Source organism: Candidatus Goldiibacteriota bacterium HGW-Goldbacteria-1, from assembly GCA_002839855.1.
Classification (GTDB): Bacteria; Oederibacteriota; PGYV01; order PGYV01; family PGYV01; genus PGYV01.
Genome location: PGYV01000008.1, coordinates 168,541 through 190,842 on the forward strand (window position 1 = coordinate 168,541; position 22,302 = coordinate 190,842).

Below are 22,302 nucleotides of genomic sequence, written 5' to 3' on the forward strand. Positions count from 1 at the left end.
ACTATGGCTAAAAATTACCCGCAAAAAGTGGTCTTAAGGAAGCCAAACGCGAAGGCCGGCGGGCAGTCGGGCAAAAAAACAATCCTATATTCAGCCGTTGCGGCTGTCTATATTATAAGCGCTGTTGTAAAATTCCCGGACTTACAAATTCCATTATTTATATATCCCATACTTTACGGTATATTTTTTACCTATGTGTATTTCACGGAGAAAAAAACAAGAAAGACAGACAAGCCGTTTCAGCTTAAAGCCGCGTTTGGGGTATTTGCGGGGTGCGTGCTTGCCGCCGCGCTTACCGGCGGATACCTGTCGCCGTTATTATGGTCAATGTATATTCTTGTTTTTGTCCTTTTAAACAGGGGGTATCACGCTTACGGCGGGTTAATAACGCTTCTTACCCTTATTTCGGTTTTAAGGACCGGCGGTACAGAGCCGCGGTTTTTAATATTTAATGCTGTGGTGGTTGGCTTCTGCGCGGTGTTGTTTTTAACACGCAGGGAAAATAAAGGCAGCAGGGAAAAGATGATATTTGGGGTGTCTGATACCGGAAAACAGCCGGATGATTTAAAAACAGTGGCCGATAATATGCTTAAAAATCTTTATGATGTTTTCAGGCGTTCCATAAAAAGCGAATCAGTGATGCTTTTTCTGCGCGACCATGATGATGAAAAAAAATTCCTGCTGATGATGAGCGTCTGCGGTGAAGGCCTTGTGACCGACCCGGAATATAATGTCGGTATCAAGGAAGGGGTGATAGGCAACGCTATTTTAAAGGAAGGGTTTAATGTTTTTGATGTGGAAGGGATTCATAAGCCCTATTATAAAAGCGGCGAAGGCGGGGAAAAACTGGCGTCTGTGCCTGTAATTTTAAATAAACTGATAGGCCTTATAGTCATGGATTTCAAAAAAGAAAACTTTACGGATAATGACACGGTAAGGCCTATGATGGAAGCGCTTGCGCGTGAAACCGGCAATGTGATAGAAATGCTGGAAATTAACCAGAAGACTTTAAGCAAAGAGCGCAGGGTTTCCAGCCTTTATGAAATATACGGAAAATTAAACCTGCTTGAAGGCAAACATAAACTGCTGCAGACTTTCTTTAATGAATCAAGGTCGTTTGATATTGTGTCCGCGTATGTGGCTGAATCCACGGGCGACGGGAAAACGTTTCAGGTGACAGAGACTTTTAACTATCCTGAACGGGTGAAAGGTTCTCTGGTATCGCCAAAAGAAGATGAAATACTTCGGTATGTTATAGATTCGGGAAAAAGTTCCGTGGTAAACGGCTTGAAAGACCGCGGGCAGAAGATAAATTTTGGCATAAGGTCAGACAAGTTTCTAATAGCGCCCTTAAGGGATGCTGATGAAATTTACGGCGTTATAAAACTGGACAAGGAAGAAGGGGCGTTTTTTACGGAGTTTGAAATTAAAACGCTGGAAATGCTTTTTTCCAGAATTACAATGCTGCTTCAGAACGCCAAGCTGTATGAAAAAATAAAAAAGCAGGCCACCCGCGACGGGCTTACAGGGCTTACAAACCACTTAACTTTTCAGGAAAAATTAAGGGAAGCAATTGAACGTGTAAATACCGGCGGCAGCAAGTGTGTGTCCCTGCTGCTTACTGACATAGATTTTTTCAAGAAGTTCAATGACAGCTACGGACATCAGGAAGGCGACAGGGTATTAAAAAAAGTGGCTGATATGCTCATTCACTTTGAACACACGCATCACGGCACTTTCGCGGCGCGCTATGGCGGCGAAGAATTTGTCTTTGTCCTTGAAAACTACGACCTGGACAGGGCGGCCGGAATAGGCGATGAGATAAGGCGGTACTGTGAAAAAAATCTTCAGGGCGGCAACGACAGGGAACAAAAAGCCATTAATTTAAGCATCGGCGTGTGCTCATATCCGGCGTGCGCCGAAGACGCCAGGACACTTATAATGAACGCGGACGAAGCACTGTACCTTGCCAAACACAACGGCAGGAACAGGGTGGAAAAGTACGTAAAGACTATCTCATAGACGATTAACCCATATCCCAACTTTTCTAAGCAAAAGCTATAAACACTAAGCAATTAAGCTATAGCGTAATACAGTTATTTGGTTGTTCGCTTCTGCTTAATTGCCTATAGCTTAATTCGCTCTTTAATCTTCTGTCCCTCCGTCCCTCTATTTCTAATTATATAGATGTTGACAAATAAGTATACACTTTGTATACTTGGGTATACAGATGCAAGGGTTACTAAAACTCATAGAGGGGGTTTTATGAAAAGGAAATCAGTAAATGGCTATGAGGATTTTCTAGGTGAAATTAAGCGGCGTATACGCAGGGCGCAGTATGACGCGCTGAAAGCCGTAAATAAAAAATTAATTGGATTGTATTGGGATTTGGGAAAGATGATACACGAAAAACAGGTGAAGCTTGGCTGGGGCAAGGGAGTGGTTGAAAATCTGGCAAAAGATATTCAAAAAGAGTATCCGGGAATACAGGGGTTTTCTGCTGATAATATGTGGAGAATGAGGAAATTATTTCTTATGTATTCTGATAATACAAAACTTGCACCAATGGTGCAAGAAATAGGATGGACTCACAATGTTGTAATTATGGAATCGTGCAAAGACAACGAAGAACGTGCTTTTTACATTCAGATGACAAAAAAATTCGGCTGGACAAAAAATGTGCTTATTCATCAGATAGAAGCAGGGACTTATCTAAGATACCTGAAAAACCAGACTAATTTTAATGAAGCGGTTCCGGAAAAATATAGAAATCAGGCTAAGCTTGCGGTTAAAGATGAATATACTTTTGACTTTCTTGAACTTCCCGAAGAACACGAAGAAAGAGAACTGGAAAAAGCCCTGATTGGGAAGATAAATAAATTTTTAACGAGGAATATAAAAAATATCTGCCTTCCGCGGATAAATTTGAAGATAGTTTTTTTGAGGAAGGGGATAAAAAAGAAGGTGTTGAATAAATTTAAGTTGTCTACAATTTATAGACAAATGTTAATTGGTGTAGGATTTGTGAACTGTTCAGGGAAGGTGCGGTATAATAAGAAAATTTAAGGGGGATTTATGTCGCCTATTTCGGTTTTAAAGAAAACGTTTGGATATGAAAGTTTCAGGCCGGGGCAGAAAGAGCTTATTGATAATGTCATGGCTGGAAAGGATTCCATAGGCATCATGCCTACCGGCGCGGGAAAGTCTGTTACTTTTCAGATACCGGCGCGGCTTATGAAGGGGACGGTGCTTGTAATCTCGCCTTTAATTTCTTTAATGAAAGATCAGGTTGATTCTTTGAACGAATACGGGTTTAAGGCGGTTTATATCAATTCCAGCCTTTCGGCCGCGGAAAAAGAAAAACGCCTTTTGGAATTTAAAAACGGCGGGTATGAACTTGTGTATCTTGCTCCCGAAGCTCTTGATTCGGGGATTGGCAGTTTTGTTGAGGATTTTCCTGTTGTGTTGGTTGTTGTTGATGAAGCCCACTGTATCAGCCAATGGGGGCATGATTTCAGGCCTTCTTACAGAAATTTACAGGGGCTTAAAAAGAGGTTTGGAAATATTCCTGTATTGGCGCTTACTGCCACTGCCACTTCAAAAGTGATAAAAGATATAGGGGAACAGCTGGGAATGGCGTCGCCAAGCGTTTATCGCGGTTCGTTTTACAGGCCTAACCTTAAAATAGCATGCGCGAAAAAGGGAGGGGATGTTAATGTCAGAAAGTTTGTTTTGGATTACGCGAAAAGCCATGACAAAGAGAGCGGGATTGTTTACTGCTGGAGCAGAAAACGCGTTGATGGTTTTGCCGAATACCTTCAGAAAAACGGGATAAAGGCGGTGCCTTACCACGCGGGGCTTAAAGCGGAGCAGCGGGCTGAAAATCAGGATGCGTTTTTGAAAGATGACTGCGATGTTGTTGTGGCAACCATTGCGTTTGGCATGGGGATTAATAAATCCAATGTCAGATATGTGATACACGCGGATATGCCAAAGACTTTGGAAGGGTATTATCAGGAAATAGGAAGGGCAGGCAGAGACGGACTGGACAGCGACTGTGTTATGTTTTATTCGTGGGCTGACGTGGTAAATTATGGAATGTTTTTAAAGGATTATATGGATGAAAATGTAAGGGAAGATTTCAGAAAGAAAACAACGGATATGTTCCGTATGGCCGAACGGCAAACCTGCAGGCACAGGGAAGTTGTCAGCTATTTTGGCGAGTACATGAATGACTGCGGCGATTCATGTGATGTGTGCAGGGGGATTACGGTTAAAGAACTTGTCCGGGATGTTAATACTTTGGCGCGGATAAAACCTTTTGAAAGCGGATTTGAAGCAGCCGGCACGCCTGATGAAGGCCTGTACGAAAGGCTTAGAGTATTAAGAAGAGAACTGGCAAAAAAACAGAACCTGCCCGCGTATATGGTATTCAGCGACAAAGTGCTTAAAACAATGGCAGATGTAAAGCCGAAAAACGAATCACAAATGCTTGCGATAAGCGGCGTAGGCGGGATGAAATTTTCAAAATACGGGATAAAATTTTTGAATGAAATAAATGGTTCAATTGGTGATATTTTGGAATCCGGGGTTTCTTCAACTGTTAAAGCGACGGATTTAACAGAGAAATTAAAACAAAAATATGCGGGCATAAAACTGGCTAAAAGTGACGGTGATATTACTGATGAACACATCCGTCTTCAAAGAGAAAAGTTCAGGCGGGCATACGAACCGTGGAGTGATGAAGAGGATAAAGATTTTGCGGCGGCATATGAAGAGACAAAAAGCATATTGGATTTGGGCGTTATATTTCACAGAAATTCCGGAGCAATAAGCTCAAGGATAAAGAAATTAGGCTTGGGCTGATGCAGGCAGGGACGGCAGCCATGCGGCTTGGTTTGGATCCGGTAGCCGCGTCCCTTTAGGGCGCGTGTTTTTGATTTAGTATTACGTAGTGGTAGACGCGGGTCTTCAGCCTGCGGTATTTTGTTTTGCCTTGGTAGCCGCGTCATTTAGGGCGCATGTTTTTGATTTAGTATTAAGTAGTGGTAGACGCGGGTCTTTAGCCCGCGGTAGTTTGTTTTGCCTTGGTAGCCGCGTCATTTAGGGTGCGTTGTTTAAGTATTGTCTATGTTTATAGCAACCATTTAAGTTCAACTGCCGCGCATAATACCGAACAATTTTGTTATAGGTTCGGTATTAAAAAGGACGCGCATACCAGAGCTAAACCGAACTTTATAGCCGCTGGGCTTCCATCTCTCTGACCTTTTGCTTCTCCACGGATCTGATTTATTCTTCGCTTTTGCTTAATTGCCTATAGCTTAATTCGTTATTACCGAGCCTCCGCCCTTACAGATTTCCCTTTAAAAATTGGTATTTTTATAATATAATTCTGTCATTGCCCCTTAATGGTAATCACGCGCTAACGCGCGCACCACAACAGGGGTTGGAGCCATTTCCGGCAATCGCCCTTTTAGGGCGCCGGGATAAATCTGCGCGGGATATACCGCGGGAGGCCCGTTTTTGAACCGCTATAGGTTCAGGAGGAAGGCGTAAGTCTATGAAAAAGGGGAAGGTAAAAGTCAGTACGCAGCGGTGCAAAGGATGCAATCTTTGTATCGCGGAGTGCAAGAAAGGTGTTTTAAAACCGGGCAAAATAATTAATAAGCTTGGTTATACCGTAGTGGAATTTGAAGACTGCGGCAAGTGTACGGGGTGCATGCTTTGCGCCATAGTATGCCCGGACGCCGCCATTGAAGTATTTCTGGAGGCGGATAAATGAGCGGAAAAATTTTGATGAAAGGCAACATTGCAATAGCGGAAGGCGCGATGGACGCGGGTTGTAAGTTTTACGCCGGCTATCCTATAACGCCGCAGAACGAGATTCCCGAATACATGTCAAAACGAATGCCGGAAGCCGGCGGTGTTTTTATGCAGGCGGAAAGCGAATTAATCTCCATCAATCTGGTGCTTGGAGCGTCAGCAGCAGGCGCCCGCGCGATGACAACTTCGTCTTCGCCGGGCATGTCGCTTATGCAGGAAGGCATTTCTTACATGGCGGGATGCGAACTGCCCGCGGTGCTTGTAAATGTAATGCGCGGCGGGCCGGGGCTTGGCAATATAGCGCCGTCGCAGAGTGATTATTTTCAGGCGGTAAAACCGGGGCACGGTGATTTTAGAATGATAACGCTTGCGCCTTCAAACATACAGGAAATGTACGACTTTACTTTTGAATCATTTGACCTGGCGGATAAATACAGAAATCCGGTCATGATTTTAACGGACGGGCTTTTAGGCCAGATGATGGAAACCATAGAACTTAAAAGCGGCAGGAAACCATTGAATCCAAGGCCTGCTTCTGAATGGGCGCTGACAGGAGCCAAGGGCAGAGAGCCAAGAAAGATTCTTTCGCTTTTAATGAAGCCCGGCGAACTTGAAGCGCACAATTACGAATTATGGAAAAAATATGACGCCATGAAAAAGGCGGAAGTAAGATATGAACTGACAGGCGCGGAAAACGGATATGACTGCCTGGTAGTGGCTTTTGGAAGCGTGGCAAGGACTTCAAAGGGTTTAATAAAAGAAAGCGGCAATCTTAAAGCGGCGCTGTTTCGGCCCATATCGCTTTGGCCTTTTCCATACGCCGAATTAAAGGAAGCCGCAAAGAAAGCAAAAAAAGTTTTTGTCTTTGAAATGAATATGGGACAGATGGTGGAAGACGTAAGGCTTGCGGTGCAGGATGATTCCAAAGTGGAATTTTTCGGACGGCCGGGAGGCGGGCTTCCCAGTCAGGAAGAGCTGCTGGCTTTCATGAAAGGGAAGGTGAAGTGATATGGAGAAAAAAATATATGGTTTTCCGGAATCGCTTAAACCCGTATCCACTTCCTACTGCCCGGGATGTTCACACAGCACGGTGCATAAGCTGATAGCGGAAGTAATAGATGAATTAAATGTAAGGGAAAAGACAATAGGCGTGGCGCCGGTTGGCTGCGCGGTTTTTGCTTATGACTTTTTTAATTTTGATGTGACAGAAGCGCCGCATGGCAGAAATCAGGCTGTGTCTGCCGCAATTAAAAGGGTGCAGCCGGACAGCGTTGTCTTTTCTTATCAGGGAGACGGCGACCTGGCATCAATAGGAATGGCGGAAACAATACATACCGCGAACCGCGGCGAAAATATAACTGTGATATTCATCAACAACACGAATTACGGAATGACAGGCGGCCAGATGGCGCCGACATCCCTGCTTGGCCAGGTGACCACCACTTCGCCAAAAGGAAGGGACGCGGAGCATTACGGCCATCCTATAAAGATGCTGGAACTTTTAGCGCCGCTTGAAGGTGTAAAGTATCTGGAACGCGTTAAAGTAACAAACGCCGTGTCAGCTATAAAGGCAAAAAAAGCAATAAAGAAAGCTTTTGAAAACCAGATAAACAACGTGGGATTTTCCATGATAGAAGTGCTTGGATGCTGCCCCGCCAACTGGAAGATGGACCCTGTGGAAGCAAACTGCTGGGTTGATGAAAAAATGGCGGAGTTTTATCCGCTTGGCGTCGTTAAAGACGCCGGGTAATTAAAAAAAGCACAAATCATAAGGAGAATAACAATGACAGAAAAAATAATGATAGCCGGAAGCGGCGGACAGGGTGTTTTAACTTTAGGGCTTTTTATTGCAAGGATAGCGGCAATGGAAAAAAAGAACGCGACATGGCTGCCGGCATACGGTGCTGAAAAGCGCGGCGGGTTTTCGCACTGCAGCGTAATCATCAGCGACGGGGAAATTTTCTCGCCAATGGTGGAAAATCCCGACACGCTTATTGTGTTTGACCAGAGGGCGTATGATACTTATAAAACAAGGGCAAAGGCGGATACCGTGGTGATTGAAAATTCCACCCTGGTAACAGATGATAATTCTTCGCCGGGGAAAAAGATAAAAATTCCCGCGCTGGAAATGGCAAATAAGCTTGATCAGGCAAAGGTAATGAATGTTATTGTGGCGGGCGCTTACGTTGCAGGCAAGAAAATGCTTGGGGCAGACAATGCCATGCAGACAATAAAAGCTTCGCTTGGAAAAAAAGAAGCAGAGATAATGGAAAAAAACATACAGGCCTTTAAGGCGGGGATGGAATTTGCAGAAAAAAATTAAGAAAGCTTTAACTAAAATAGCGGGCCGAAAAAAGACTGTGGTAAGAAAAGCCGTGCTTGAAGACGCGGTTTTTATACACGCGGCCATACAAAAATATGCCGCCGCGGCTGACCTTCTTATTAAACCGCTTGCGGACATATACTCGCAGATAAGGGAGTATTTTATCTGCGAAATAAACGGCAAACCTGCGGGGATAATTGCCCTGCATATTTACTGGTCAGACATGGCGGAAATAAGGTCGTTTGTTGTGGAAAAAGAAAACCGCATGGCGGGAGCCGGCAGCATGCTTTTAAAGGCTGCAATGGCTGAAGCAAAAAAAATGGGAATAACAAAAGTTTTCGCGCTTACAAAAATACCGGATTATTTCAGGAAACACGGATTTAAGGACGAGCAAAAAGCCGCGCTTCCGCAGAAAATATGGAAAGACTGTTTAAACTGCCCTAAGTTTCCAAACTGCGATGAATCCGCTGTATTATACGATTTTAACGGGGAAAAAGGTTGAAAGACAAAAAAAAGGAACTGTCGGTAAATTTTGAAATAGTCATCAGAGAAGAAGAAGGAAGGTTCATAGGCGAATGCCGGGAACTGCCCGGCCTTGTGGCAGGCGGCGCCAATTCCGGCGAAGTCATCAGGAACCTGAAAGCGGCTATTCCGCTTTATCTGCGTTATGTGCCCAAAGAATCTTTTATTCCTGTTTATGAAAATGAGATTATTCCCATAATATATGATTTTGAGGAATTTAACGGCCATCTTTACGCCGCCACTAATAAAGACACAGTAATTCGCACTTCTACCGGCGATACAGGTTCGTGGGAAAGTATAACTGTTGCCAATATTTATTCGCCGTATTTTAACGGGCCGGTGGGTCAGACAAAAAGTTTTGAAAAAGAAGACCTTGGGGATTATACTCCGCAGGTTTATTGTTTAAAAACATATAATGATTTGGGAACGCCAAAACTTTTCTGCGGCACCAACGCCAGCGGCGGCATTTATGAAAGCCTTGACGGAAAGACGTGGAGCCTCTCTTTTAACAGCCAGGAAGCAAGGATACACTGCATGGAAGTTTTCAAGGGCAAACTTTTTGCCGGCACTTCCACGGAAGGAAAAATATACAGTTATAACGGCACGCACTGGGTGATTTCCATAAACACCACTGAACTTGCCGTTACGGCTTTTGGGATATACAGGGACTACCTTTACGCGGGTACATATCCAAACGGCGTAATTTACAGGACAGCGGACGGCATTAACTGGCAGAAAATTTATGACACAAACCAGTCTTTTGTAAACGGTTTTTATGTCTTTAAAAACAGGCTTTATGCCTCCACATCAAAGGCCACCGGCGGGCTTATCTTTATGACGGAAGACGGCACCAACTGGGTGGAGAATTTCTTCTCTGAAAAAGACGTAAATTTTTACGGCTTTGCCTCTTTTTCAAATAATTTATATGTGGGAAGCGGCGATAACGGAAGGATTTACAAATCCCTGGATGGAAAAAGATGGGAACTGGCGTTTCAGACAGATGAAGAAGACGTACGTTCTCTTAGAATGTTTAACGGGTATCTTTATTTTGGTTCTTCGCCCAAGGGCAGGATTTTTAAGACTACGGTCAGCAATACTCCGCCGCCCCGCGCGCTTGATATCGCCGTTTCTGAAATAACATCGCACAGCGCCGCAATTAACTGGCGGACTGACAGGGAAGCGCAGACTATAATTGAATACGGCATAGATGAAAGTTACGGAAATAATATAATAAACGAAACCATGACGGCAGAGCACAGGATAACGTTAAATAACCTGCGCGCCATGACAAAATACCATTTCAGGATACTTACATATTCGGACATGGGAAGCTTTTCCGGAATCATAGACGATTATACCCTTACCACGGCCGCGGCTGTAACGCCTGTAATTGAATCAGGCTCTCACTCTGCGCAGGAAAAATGGTACAAGAAAAGTGAAGCGGAATTCAAATGGGGGCAGCACCTTGACATAAAACATTACCTTTATATGATAGACCAGGAACCGGATACAATTCCGGAACCGTCACAGTGCTCTGTCACGGTTAATGAATCCGTAAATATGAAAAATCTTGATGACGGCGTGTGGTATCTGCATTTAAGGATAGAAGATAAAGCCGGAAACATAAGCAGTACGGCGTCGCACTTCTGCGTAAAAATAGACACGCAGGCGCTGCCGCCGGTTATATCCTCCCCGACGCACGAAAAAAGCGATGTCTGGTACTCCAACAACACTCCGGTTTTTACATGGGAAAAACCGCAGGATCTGTCGGGTATTGAAGGGTATTACTACATAATTGACGACCTTCCGGGAACTGTGCCCGGCGATAAAAACGGCACCTTTACAATGGCAACGACGGTTAAGTCACAGCCCATAGAAGACGGTGTAAAATATATTCACGTGGTTTCCAAAGATGCCGCGGGCAATGTGGGCACAAAGGCGGCTCATTATAAATTCTGCGTTGATACCACGGCATTAATACCGGCCTTATCATCACGCACGCATCCCGACGAAGAGTCGTGGTACAACAAATCAAAGGTTGAACTTCATATAGCAAGGCCGCAGGATTTATCCGGTATTGAAGGTTTCTATTATACGGTGGACCAGAAGCCGGATACAAAACCGTCAGACACCGACTGGGTATATACAAAAGCCAGCGACATAGAACTGCCGGCAAAAACTGACGGCACGTGGTATGTTCATTTACGGTCAAAAGATTTTGCGGGAAATATTTCCGCGGAGACCGCGCACTTTAAATTTAAGATAGACACTCAGGCGCTTCCTCCAAACATTTCTTCGGTGACACACCCTGATTCGCATAAATGGTATAACCTTAAAAAAGCTCAGTTTAAAATTATGCCGCCGGAAGATTTGTCCGGCATTGAAGGGTATTATTATCTGATTGATACAAAAGAAAAAAATACGCCGGATGCGACAGCCGCGTGGACGGACAAAGATACTATTTTCTCATCCGATTTAAAAGACGGAGAATGGTATCTGCACGTAACGGCGCGCGACAAGGCGGGTAATTCCGGGCAGATGGCGTCGCACTACCGCATAAATATTGACACCGCGGCAAAGCCGCCGGCGGTTTATTCAAGGACGCACCCGGACCAGGAGCAGTGGTATAACAATTCCATACCGGAGCTTCACTGGGACACGCCTGAAGACCTGTCCGGCATAGAAGGATATTTTTACACCGTTGATAAGAAACATAACACAGTGCCGGTAAAGGAAAACTGCGAATGGACCACCGCAAATCAGGTTACCATTCAGCCCCCGGAAGACGGGATATGGTATTTTCACATTATTTCAAAGGACAATGCCGGCAACACAGGCTGGGAAGCGTTTCATTATAAGCTGAAGATTGACACTAAGGTGGAACAGCCAAGGATAAGTTCTTCCACCCACCCTGATGAAAGCAAGTGGTATAATTCGGGAAAGGTAAAAATAAGCTGGACAGTCCCGCAGGACCTTTCAAAGATAAAGGCGTTTTATTATCTGTTCTCCAAAGAAAGGCACCTTAAGATATCGCCGGAGCACGCTGTAAAGACGGATATGCGTGAAGCGGAATTAAATGTGGAAGATGAAGGCACGTATTATTTTCACATAGTGGGCGAGGACAATGCCGGCAATATAGGCGAAGATCCGGCGGTCTTTACGGTGAAAATTGACCTTGTGGCGGAACCGCCGAAGATAATTTCCACAACGCACGTAAACCCTGAAAAATATTATTCCAATATAAGCCCGGTGTTTGCTGTTGAAAAAATAAACGACATGTCGGGTGTTGACGGCTACTACTATATTATAGACAGAAATCCTGATACTGTGCCTGACCGCAAGAATTCCAGGTTTGTACAGGACGGCACCATTAAAGTTCCGGACAGGCTGGAAGACGGCGAATGGTATTTTCATATCCTTACAAAAGACGCGTCCGGCAATATAGGTACGGAAGCCACGCATTTAAGATTCATGATAGAAATAACGCCTCCCGAAGTAACCATCGCGGAGCTGCCGGAATTTATTAATGCGGAAAAATTTGACGTATCATGGGACGCCCAGGATAAAGAGTCGGGAGTGGCGTGTTTTGACGTGGAATTCAGGGAAGGCGAAAAAGGAAAGTGGAAGCCTTGGCTTAATGACACAAAGGATAAACAGGCAAAGTTTTCAGGAAGCGACGGCATAAGGTATCACTTCAGGGTAAGGGCAAAGGACAATGCCGGCAACTGGTCGCAGTTTATGGAACCGGAAAAAGCCAGCGTAACTGTTGACATAACTCCGCCTACGCCTGTGACACAGCTGGTTGCCAAGCCGCAAAAAGGCGGCGAGATACACCTTGAATGGAACAAGTGTTCGGATTCTGTCAGCGGCCTTGCATATTACAGAATTTACAGATCTTCTGTTTCCGGCCATGCCGGCATGCAGATAAATGACGACGGCGAAACAATTGACACTAAGTTTATTGACGCGTCCAAAGATATAGAAGACGGCATAATTTACTATTACACGGTAAGGCCGGTGGACAAAATAGGAAATGAACGCGAAAGCGGAAACAAGCAGGTGCTTGCCATCTGTGACCGCGCCGCAATGCCGCCGGTGGTGCGCTCCCTTACGCACCCGATGCAGGGCGACTGGTATAATGTAAAAAATATAAAACTTACATGGGATACGCCGCAGGATGCCACAAGAATAACAGGTTACTATTATATATTTGACCAGACAGGCACCACCCTGCCGGGTGAAAAGAACGGCACCTGGTTTACCGACAACGAAATTGATTTTAACAACGTATCTGACGGAACATGGTATTTTCACATTGTATCAAAGGATGAAGCGGGAAATATTTCAGAAGAAGCTTCGCATTACACCATAAACGTGGATACTACAAAACCAAAACCGCCTGTGGTCACTTCAATTACACATCCGGATTTTAACGGCTGGTACAACGGCAATTCGCCTTCGTTCAGCTGGACGGTTCCCCCTGACCAGGCTGGAATTGACGGTTATTATTATGTGTTTAACCAGATTAAAAACACGACGCCGCAGCCTTCCACTTCTTCGTGGACAAAAGGCACAATGGCTTCATTTGTGGATGTTCCCGACGGCGTATGGTACCTGCACGTGACTGCCAAGGACACCGCGGGAAATATTTCGGAAGAGGCTTCGCATTTTCAGGTAAATGTGGCAATGACGCCGCCGCCGCCGGCTGTTTTTTCTTCCACTCATCCGGAACAGGATAAATGGTACAGGGACAAATCGGTAAAACTGCAGTGGAAAGCCGCGCAGTACGTAAACAGCATAGTGGGTTATTATTATGTCCTTGATAACACAGAAAACACAATTCCCACACCTAAGAACAATAAAACCATGGACACGCATATAGCATATCCGGAGCTGTCTGACGGCGTATGGTATTTCCACATGCTGTCAATTGATAAAGAAGGCGTGACGGGAAAGACTGCGTATCACTTTAAAATTAAGATTAAAACCAAGGTAAAGTTAAAGGGTGTGGTCACGCATTCCAACGGTATTATGCCGCTTGCGGGTGCTACTGTAGAGGTCATGAAAGAAGACGGCGCTACCATGGGCATAGGCATTTCTGATAAGGAAGGGAATTTTGAAGTGGATAACCTTAGCGTTGGAAAGGTAAAGGTGAAAGTGCTTACTAAGAACCTTCCTCCGCAGATGATATATGACGTGGAGCTTAATCAGGACGAGCCGGAGAAAATATTAAATATCTCCACGGAAATTTTCGCGTTCTATGAGGAAACTACGGGAAAAATGACTTTCAGTTACTACATCCCTGAAGACGGGGCTGTGACTATAAAGGTTTATAATGAAGCCGGTAAAATTTTAAGCACGCTTGAAGAAAATAAAAAAGGCAAAATATATAATTCCACAGTCTGGGATACGGCCGGTAATGAAGACGGCATCTACCTTTATCAGATATCGGCAAAAGGCAGTGAAAGCGGAAAGATAACCAGGTACGGCATAAGGAAGATAAAAAAAGGCAAATGAAAGAGAGGTACTTATGGCAAAAAAGTGCAAATCCTGCGGGACGGACAACAGGGATGAAGCAAAGTTCTGCGCTTCATGCGGGTCGCCTGTAGCTGCAAATAAAATTAAACCGGTAAAAAAACCTGTATCGCCGGCAGCTATAAAATTCCGTATTATTCTGGCGGTTTCGCTGGTGCTTGTTGCTGCTGCCATGGTTACGGTTATGTCCAAAGTTAAAGAGGCCGCTCAGTTAAAAACGGTGGAAACCACAAAAGCGCAGTTTGAAGCGCAGGATGTTTCCGTATTTTCGGGGATTACGCGGAAGGACTTTACGCATCAGGTTTTAAAGTGGCAGGTAACGACAAATGTAATTAAGCAGGTCTACCAGTACGCCAAGGATTCAGATGACCCGGACTTTATGTTTTCAATGATGGTAAGCCAGCCCGATTTTAAGGAAAAATTACCCCATGCCAATTTCTTAAGCCTGGGGATTTATGATAATAGACTTTACGCCGTTAAATACGAATTTGGCGAGACTGAAGAATATTTAAGGCAGGTTGTAAAAGTGCCTGACGGGGAAGCGGTGCTTTACGGCAGGTACCTTGGATTAAGAAAAGTTTTTGAAAAACTTTTCGGCAGGCCTTCTTTTGTGAAGGAAGACATAAAAAAGTTTCCGTTAAAAGAAAGGCTTAAGTATCTTAAGAAGGGAAAGGATAACAACGGCAACCCAAGCAATATTTATATTACCTGGGACCTTGGAAATACCAAAGCGGAACTTGTAATGTTTGGAAGCGGTGAAAAGGCGCACCTTACTGTGCGTTTCCTTTATATGCCTGTATGGGATATAGTGGGCAAACATTAAATGAAAAATGGCATATCCGCGGGGAATATTTTTATTTTCTTTGTGATATCCGCGCTTGCGCTTGTGCCGCTGGCAGTAAATACGGTTTCTTATAATATAGTTCACGTTAAGGATATTATTTTCCTGGTATGCGCTTTCGGTGCTTTTATTGCCTGGATTTTATCCGGAAGTTCAAAGATTAAAGCTATTACCCTTTTCCCGCTTGTTTATTTTGCGTGGGCATCAGCGTGCGCTTTGGCAGGCGATTACAGTTATATTTCAATTAAGGCCTTAACTGTTTATGCCGGTATTTTTGTTTTTTTTGCCGCAGTTTCCAACTGCAGGGAGCTTAACCTTTCAAACATAAGAAACGCTGTGATAATCACGTCTGTAATTCCTGTAATTATAGGTATAGCACAGTCTTTTTTGCCGGGATTATTTAAAGGCTTCATGGTCTTTGGGGAAAGAATTCCGTCTCTGTTCGGAAATCCGAATTTCTTTGCCGCTTACCTTGTGGCGGTAATTCCAATAACTCTGTGGCGTACGATGTACGGACTTGGAAGCGGCAAGTTTTTTAATCTGCTTTTAACCGCAGCGTCAATTTTTTGCCTTTACAAAACGGGTTCCAAAGCCGGCCTTCTGACCGTGGCGGTTGAATTCATAATACTTATCTGGGCTATCATAAAACAGAGGCAGATTAAAACAACGATAAGGTATTTCATAATCGCGGTAATGGCGGTGCTTACGGTTTTTATGACGGCAAAGGCGCTGGGTATAAGCGCACGGGATATTTTAAAGGGTAATCAATGGGAAAAAAATGAATCTGTTTTTTTCAGGGAACAGGTGTGGTCAGGCACCTTAAAAATGATAATGGACAGGCCTGTTATGGGGCACGGCCCCGGCGCGTTTACCCTTTCATATCCGCCGTACAGGACAGACAAACTTTTAAAGTGGATGGACCAGCATGATTACGAAGTGACGTATCCGGAAAATATGTTTCTTCAGGCGGCCGCAGAGGCCGGATTTCCCGGGCTTATAATACTGCTGGCCATGCTTCTGTTTATATTGCTTCACTTTTCCAGAGAAGAAAAAGAAGAGACGGATTTTAAAATAGGTTTTGTGGGGCTTTTATTTATAAATATGTTCGGGGTTGATTTGAATTACACAGGGTCATATATGTTGGCGGCATTTTACGCGGGAATATTTATGAATGATTATAAAGGCAGGGAATTTAAGTTAAACACTGCGGCGCGTTATGTTGTAGCGTCTTTGGCGCTGGCGGTTTTAACGGCGTCAGTAATTTATCACGTAAAAAATGAAATGTCAGATGTTAAACTTAATTCCGCGGTTTATATGTCGCGGGACAAAAACTTTAACGCCGCCATAAACGCTTATGAACACTCTGTTAAGTTAAACCCGTATAACTTAACAGCGCTGTATTTTTCCGGCAACGCGAAAATGGACAGGGCGCTGTCATCGTCCGGATATGAAGCGCTGGAAGATTACAGCAGATTAAATGAATTGGCGCCTAATTATGTCCTGCTGCACTACCGCATGGCAAAAGCGTACTACAGGACGGGCAGTGTGCAGAACGCGGAAATGGAGTATAAAAAGATGCTGGCGCTTGACCCGTATTTTATGCCGGCAATAAGCGAACTGGCTTATCTTTATTATTTTGACAATAAGGATACCGCCGGCGCGGAAGCGCTGCTGCTTGACGTTATTAAAAAAGAGCCTGATGACCCTTCCTTTTACAATAATCTTGGAAATATCTATTTTGGAATGAAAAAGTATGAAGACGCGGTCTTGTATTATAATAAGGCGCTGGAATTAAAACCGTCTGCGGATTATTTTTACAACATCGGCTGCGCATATCTGGCGCAGGAAATGCCGGAAAAAGCGGCTGAAGCGCTTGTAAAGGCATCCGAACTTGATGTAAATAAAGCAAATCAGAAAATACAGGTTATGCTTAATATTGCGCAGGGTCAGTTAATTAAAAAGAAAGGCAGGTAATATGATAAAAATAGCGGTACTTGTATCAGGAGGCGGAAGCAATCTGCAGTCGCTTATAGACGCGGTTGAAAACGGATATATAAAAAATGGAAAGATTGAACTTGTTATTTCCAATAAGGCGGATGCTTTCGGCTTAAAGCGGGCAGAAAAACACGGTATTAAGAGTTTGTTTGTGGATCCTAAAGGATTTAAAAATCCGCAGGAATATGACGCGCACCTTGCAAAGATGCTTAATGCAGCATCGATAGGCCTTGTATGCCTTGCCGGCTACATGAAGATACTTACAAAAGAATTTATAGACGGATTTAATAAACCCATAATGAATATTCACCCTGCGTTATTGCCGTCGTTTGGGGGGAAGGGGTGCTATGGGATTCACGTACACGAAAAAGTCCTTGAATACGGGGCGAAAGTAACAGGGTGCACGGTACACTTTGTGGATTACGGCGCGGATACAGGCCCCATAATACTGCAGGAAGCGGTAAGCGTATCCGCGGACGATACTGCCGAAACCCTTCAGAAAAAAGTGCTTGTCTATGAACACAAGCTTTATAAGGAAGCTGTGAAACTTTTCTGTGAAGGCAGAATAAAACTTGAAGGCCGTATTGTAAAAATATCGGGTGATAATTAATAATGATATGCCCTTCGTGCGGGTATGAATATAAAGACGGAATAAAGGTATGCCCGGACTGCGGTGCCGGGCTTGAACATATAAAAGAGACGGAGCCGGAAAGCAAACCCGCAGGCGTAATGGATAAAAATGACCTTGTATCAGCGGGGCTTTTTGATGACCTTGCGGAATTTGAGGTATTAAAAAAATATTTAGAAGAAGAAAAAATATTTTACCACACGGTGGATCATACGCCGTCAAAAGAATCCATGCGGGGGCACGCGCATCTTGCAAGATTCCCTGTATCGTATGAACTTTTTGTTGAAGAAAAAAGAATTGCAGACGCCAAACAGCTGATTGATGATATAAGGGAAGCACAGGTTGATATATCTGACATGCGCTGGCAGGAAACTGAACCTGATCCGGATATTGAAACGGCAGAACTTTGCCAGGTGGAAACTGACCTGGAAGCGTCAGTAATGCGTGACATATTAATGCAGGAAGGCATTTACAGTTTTGCCAGAAATAATACCCTTCCATTCACAAACGTGATAATGTCTTTTTTTAACAGGAAAGGCAAAGTGACGATAATAGTAAATAAGGAAGACCTGGAAAAAGCTCAAAAAATAATAAAAGAATTGTAATTATATAACACGGAGGTAATAGAATGCTTAATGTAAAACGCGCTTTAATAAGCGTATCTGACAAGACGGGAATTGTGGAATTTGCAAAAGAACTTGAAAAAAAAGGAGTGGAAATTATTTCCACCGGCGGTACTAAAAAAGCCCTGTTGGACGCGGGTATAAAAGCGATAGACATATCTGACGTGACCGGTTTTCCGGAAATGCTTGACGGAAGGGTAAAGACGCTTCACCCTAAAGTGCACGGCGGACTTCTGGCGCTGCGCGAAAACGCGGAGCATATGGCAACGATAGAAAAACACGGCATTAAAACCATAGATATGGTTGTGGTAAACCTGTATCCGTTTAAAGAGGTTATAAAGAAACCTGACATTAAGATAGAAGAAGTTATAGAAAACATAGACATCGGCGGCCCTTCAATGGTGCGCTCTGCCGCCAAAAATGCGCAGTCAGTGGCTGTGTTAACTGACAGTAATGACTATCCGAAAATTCTTGAAGAGATGAACAGCGGCGGAATAAAGCCGGAAACCTTAAATTACCTGCGTGTCAAGGCGTATAAGACAACAGCGGATTATGATGTGTATATTTCAAACTACCTTGAAAAAGTCCTTTTAAACCCTCAGGAATTACCCGATAAAGTGCTTATAAGCGCTGATAAAAAGCAGGTGATGCGCTACGGCGAAAACCCGCACCAGAAAGCGGCGTATTATGTGTTCCCGGGAGTAAAAGACTTAGGCCCTGCCGCGTGCGAACAGCTTCACGGCAAGGAACTATCCTTTAATAATATAAATGATATGGACGCGGCAATGAACATTGCGAAAACATTTGATAATCCGGCTGCGGTAATTGTTAAACACGCAAACCCGTGCGGAGTATCCGAAGCTGCGGATATTACAACGGCTTATGTGCAGGCATTTGAAGCTGACCCGCTTTCTGCTTATGGCGGCATCTGCGCTATGAACAGAGTCTGCACTAAAGGGATTGCGGAGCGGGTGGATAAAATGTTCATGGAAGTGATAGTGGCTCCGGATTACGAACCTGAAGCACTGGAGATATTAAAGAAAAAGAAAAATATCCGGATAATGAAAGCCGCGGTACAGAAGCCGGTTTTTGAAAATGCAATAAGGTATATGGATATTAAAAAAGTGACAGGCGGACTTTTAATACAGGAGCCTGACCTTAAAAATGTAACAGAGGCGGAATTAAAGGCTGTCACGAAAAAAACGCCGACACCGCAGGAAATAAAAGATATGTTATTCTCATGGAAAATAGTAAAACTGGTTAAATCCAACGCGATAGTGGTTGCCAAAAATGGAATTACGCTTGGCATTGGGCCCGGTCAGACTAACAGGGTAGGCGCGCTGACAATTGCGGTTAACAATGCGGGAGAAAAAGCGAAGGGCGCTGTTCTGGCTTCGGACGCATATTTTCCTTTCAGAGATAATATTGATCAGGCTGCAAAAGCCGGTATAACGGCAATTATTCAGCCGGGCGGTTCTATCCGTGATGAAGATTCAATTAAAGCGTGCGACGAATACGGCATAGCTATGATGTTTACCGGGGTAAGGCATTTCAGGCATTAATTTATAATCCGGCAGAAATAAATTTTAACCGCCTTATTCAGATAATGTTGATTTAAACGTTATTTAATGGTAATATTTAAAAAATCTGTCAAGAGGGTGAAACGTGAAAAAAAGTATAATTTTGTCATTTCTACTTTTATTCTGTGCCGGTTCTGTTTTTGCGGTAGGCGCGGGAAGCACGGGCCTGAACTTTATAAAAATATCACAGGGAGCGCGCCAGGCGGGAATGGGCGAAGCTTTTACCGGTATTGCCGATGACGTAAACGCGGTGTTCTGGAATCCCGCGGGGCTGTCTCAGCTGACTCGCCACCAGGCGTGCCTTATGCACGCGGTGTGGATGCTTGACGTAAATTTTGAATATGCCGCTTATGCTTTTCCGCTTGGGGAACTTGGCACTATAGGGATATATGGGGTTTACCTTAACGCCGGTGAAATTTTAAAAACAGAAGAAGATGCCGGCGGTAATTATATTTTAACAGAAGAAAAAGTGGGCGCCACTAATTTTAATATAACCCTTGCTTATGGAAGAAAGCTTTCGGCTTTTTTTGGAAAAGACTCCGTGTTCTCGGATTTTTCCGCGGGTTTAAGCGTTAATATTTCAAGCGAGGACGTAGCCGGCGACGCGGGCGGCGGTTATGGTTTGAATTTAAGTACTTTGTTTAATCCTAAATATGAAAATTACTCTTTTGGTATGGCTGTTGAAAATGTGGGATTCTCCAATAACAGGCCGTCATTGCCGCTTGCCGTAAGGCTTGGTTTTGGCTACCGTTTTGCCCTTGAAAATATGATACTGCCTTTTACAGATGAAGGTGCGTTTATCTTTCCTGATAACTCGGCTGCCGCTGGCCTTGATCTGGTTATTTATCCCACGGAACAGATAGTGCGGTTTAACGCCGGTGTGGAAAAAATGTGGGTCCTTAACAAGTATCACAGCGTGGGCGTAAGGGCGGGGTATAAATTTTTGAATGACCTTGGCTTTTCAGCCGGAATCACGGCAGGGCTGGGATACAAACTGACCGCCGGAGAAAAAAGCAGCATAGAGATAGATTATTCGCTGAATCCCTACGGTGACCTTGGCATAACACACAGGATATCATTAACCGGAAAATTTTTAGGGGAGCCGGAAACCAGAAAAGTGCAGGACAAAAAGTCCGCTGCCGAATATTACAGAAGCGGCTATGACCTTCTATACGCGAAAAAATATCAGGAAGCTCTGGCTGATTTCACCGCATGCTTAAAAAGGGACGATACTTATACTTCCGCTTATATAGGGGTGGGGTCCTGTTTTTTAAATATGGGAAAACCGGATACCGCAATGCAGGCGTATGAAAAAGCCATGCAGTTGAACCCTGAAAATGAAAAACTGCAGGAATTCATAAACAGGTATAAAACGGAAAAAATCTTAAATGGACAGGGAAGCACACAGAATTCAAGATAAAAGGCGGGGGTCAAATGAGAGTAACCATTAAGGATATAGCAAAAAAAGTGGGAGTTACGCCGGCAACGGTGTCCATGGTAATTAATAACAGCCCAAAGATAAGCCAGAAAACAAAAGAACTTGTAATGCAGGCAATTAAAGAGATGAATTACCACCCCAATTATATAGGAAGAAGCCTTGTTAAAGGCAAGACAAATAATATAGCCGTAGTGGCTTCTTTTTTTGCATCGCTTTTCGCACTTGAATCCGTAAGGGGTATAGAAAATAATTTAAGAAAGACCGCATACAACCTTATTTTATATTCCACAAGGGGCGTGGAAGAAAATGAAAGGGATGTTTTAAGGCGGGTCTTTTATGAAAGAAGGGCGGACGGCTTTATAATAATAAGTTTAAAACCGGACGATGAACTTGTGGCGGAATTTGAAAAAGAGGGCCTGCCTGTTGTATTTATTGAAGAGATAGTAAAAGGGGCGCCGACAGTAAAGTTTAATAATATTAAGGGCGCTTTTTTAGCCACAGAACACCTGATAAAGAAGAAAAGAAAGAAAATAGCCATTATAAAAGGGTCCAAGGTATTAAACGCCGAAGAAAGGTTTAAGGGGTACAAGGACGCGCTTGAATATTACGGGATTCCTTTTGACGAAAAAAAAGTTATAGATGTTGTTGATTACACTTTTGAAGAAGGCGAAACCCTGCTGAAAAATCTTATGAAAAAAAGCGGCGGAGTGGATGCTATTTTCTGCAGCGCCGGCGATATAACGGCAATCGGCGTAATGGATGCGGCGAAAAAAGCCGGAATAAAGATACCGCAGGACCTTTCCATAATAGGCTATGATGATGTTTACCTGTCCAATCTTACCAACCCCGGCTTAACCACTGTAAGGCAGCCCATAGCGCAGATGGGCATGCAGGCGTTTGACCTGCTTACCGATATGATAGAAGGAAAAGCGCCCATGGAAAGCAAAATAATAAGTTTTGAACCGGAATTAATTATAAGAGATTCTGTCTGAAA

At 43.9% G+C, this 22,302-nt stretch carries 16 protein-coding genes; all 16 read left to right on the forward strand.

Going from position 1 to position 22,302, the window contains the following annotated elements; all coding sequences use genetic code 11:
• Positions 1 to 3: 3 nt before the first annotated feature.
• The 16 genes from CVV21_10080 to CVV21_10155 all read left to right on the forward strand — a co-directional run bounded on the left by CVV21_10080 (position 4) and on the right by CVV21_10155 (position 22,300).
• Positions 4 to 2,022, forward strand: coding sequence for a hypothetical protein (locus CVV21_10080; protein ID PKL91130.1), 2,019 nt, complete (start codon positions 4 to 6; stop codon positions 2,020 to 2,022).
• A gap of 243 nt (positions 2,023 to 2,265) precedes the next feature.
• A complete protein-coding gene (locus CVV21_10085; GenBank protein PKL91131.1) occupies positions 2,266 to 3,066 on the forward strand; it encodes a hypothetical protein in 801 nt (266 codons plus the stop codon).
• A 9-nt stretch (positions 3,067 to 3,075) separates the two neighbouring features.
• Positions 3,076 to 4,866 carry a RecQ family ATP-dependent DNA helicase gene (locus CVV21_10090; GenBank protein ID PKL91132.1) on the forward strand — a complete coding sequence of 597 codons (1,791 nt, stop codon included), beginning with the start codon at positions 3,076 to 3,078 and terminating at the stop codon, positions 4,864 to 4,866.
• Between the two features lie 694 nt (positions 4,867 to 5,560).
• Entirely contained in the window at positions 5,561 to 5,782 is a 222-nt protein-coding gene (locus CVV21_10095) for a tungsten formylmethanofuran dehydrogenase (GenBank protein PKL91133.1), read from the forward strand.
• Positions 5,779 to 6,831, forward strand: coding sequence for a 3-methyl-2-oxobutanoate dehydrogenase subunit VorB (locus CVV21_10100; GenBank protein PKL91134.1), 1,053 nt, complete (start codon positions 5,779 to 5,781; stop codon positions 6,829 to 6,831). The genes CVV21_10095 and CVV21_10100 overlap by 4 nt, the downstream gene beginning before the upstream one ends.
• A gap of 1 nt (position 6,832) precedes the next feature.
• Positions 6,833 to 7,573 (forward strand): 2-oxoglutarate oxidoreductase, encoded by a 741-nt coding sequence (locus CVV21_10105; GenBank protein ID PKL91135.1) that lies wholly within the window; start codon positions 6,833 to 6,835, stop codon positions 7,571 to 7,573.
• Positions 7,574 to 7,606: 33 nt separating this feature from the next.
• Positions 7,607 to 8,146: a 2-oxoacid:ferredoxin oxidoreductase subunit gamma gene (locus tag CVV21_10110; GenBank protein PKL91136.1), complete on the forward strand. Its 540-nt coding sequence runs from the start codon at positions 7,607 to 7,609 to the stop codon at positions 8,144 to 8,146.
• Positions 8,147 to 8,183: 37 nt separating this feature from the next.
• On the forward strand, positions 8,184 to 8,648 hold the full coding sequence (locus CVV21_10115; protein PKL91160.1) for a GNAT family N-acetyltransferase: 465 nt from the start codon (positions 8,184 to 8,186) through the stop codon (positions 8,646 to 8,648).
• Positions 8,645 to 14,185, forward strand: coding sequence for a hypothetical protein (locus CVV21_10120; protein ID PKL91137.1), 5,541 nt, complete (start codon positions 8,645 to 8,647; stop codon positions 14,183 to 14,185). The genes CVV21_10115 and CVV21_10120 overlap by 4 nt, the downstream gene beginning before the upstream one ends.
• Before the next feature lie 13 nt (positions 14,186 to 14,198).
• Entirely contained in the window at positions 14,199 to 15,026 is an 828-nt protein-coding gene (locus CVV21_10125; GenBank protein PKL91138.1) for a hypothetical protein, read from the forward strand.
• Positions 15,027 to 17,018 (forward strand): hypothetical protein, encoded by a 1,992-nt coding sequence (locus CVV21_10130; GenBank protein ID PKL91139.1) that lies wholly within the window; start codon positions 15,027 to 15,029, stop codon positions 17,016 to 17,018.
• Position 17,019: 1 nt separating this feature from the next.
• Positions 17,020 to 17,649 (forward strand): phosphoribosylglycinamide formyltransferase, encoded by a 630-nt coding sequence (locus CVV21_10135; GenBank protein ID PKL91140.1) that lies wholly within the window; start codon positions 17,020 to 17,022, stop codon positions 17,647 to 17,649.
• Between the two features lie 2 nt (positions 17,650 to 17,651).
• Complete coding sequence (locus CVV21_10140; protein PKL91141.1) at positions 17,652 to 18,272, forward strand: hypothetical protein; 621 nt, start codon at positions 17,652 to 17,654, stop codon at positions 18,270 to 18,272.
• Between the two features lie 23 nt (positions 18,273 to 18,295).
• Positions 18,296 to 19,852, forward strand: coding sequence for a bifunctional phosphoribosylaminoimidazolecarboxamide formyltransferase/inosine monophosphate cyclohydrolase (gene purH / locus CVV21_10145; protein ID PKL91142.1), 1,557 nt, complete (start codon positions 18,296 to 18,298; stop codon positions 19,850 to 19,852).
• A gap of 103 nt (positions 19,853 to 19,955) precedes the next feature.
• Positions 19,956 to 21,290 carry a hypothetical protein gene (locus tag CVV21_10150; GenBank protein ID PKL91143.1) on the forward strand — a complete coding sequence of 445 codons (1,335 nt, stop codon included), beginning with the start codon at positions 19,956 to 19,958 and terminating at the stop codon, positions 21,288 to 21,290.
• Between the two features lie 14 nt (positions 21,291 to 21,304).
• A complete protein-coding gene (locus CVV21_10155; protein PKL91144.1) occupies positions 21,305 to 22,300 on the forward strand; it encodes a hypothetical protein in 996 nt (331 codons plus the stop codon).
• Positions 22,301 to 22,302 lie beyond the last annotated feature (2 nt).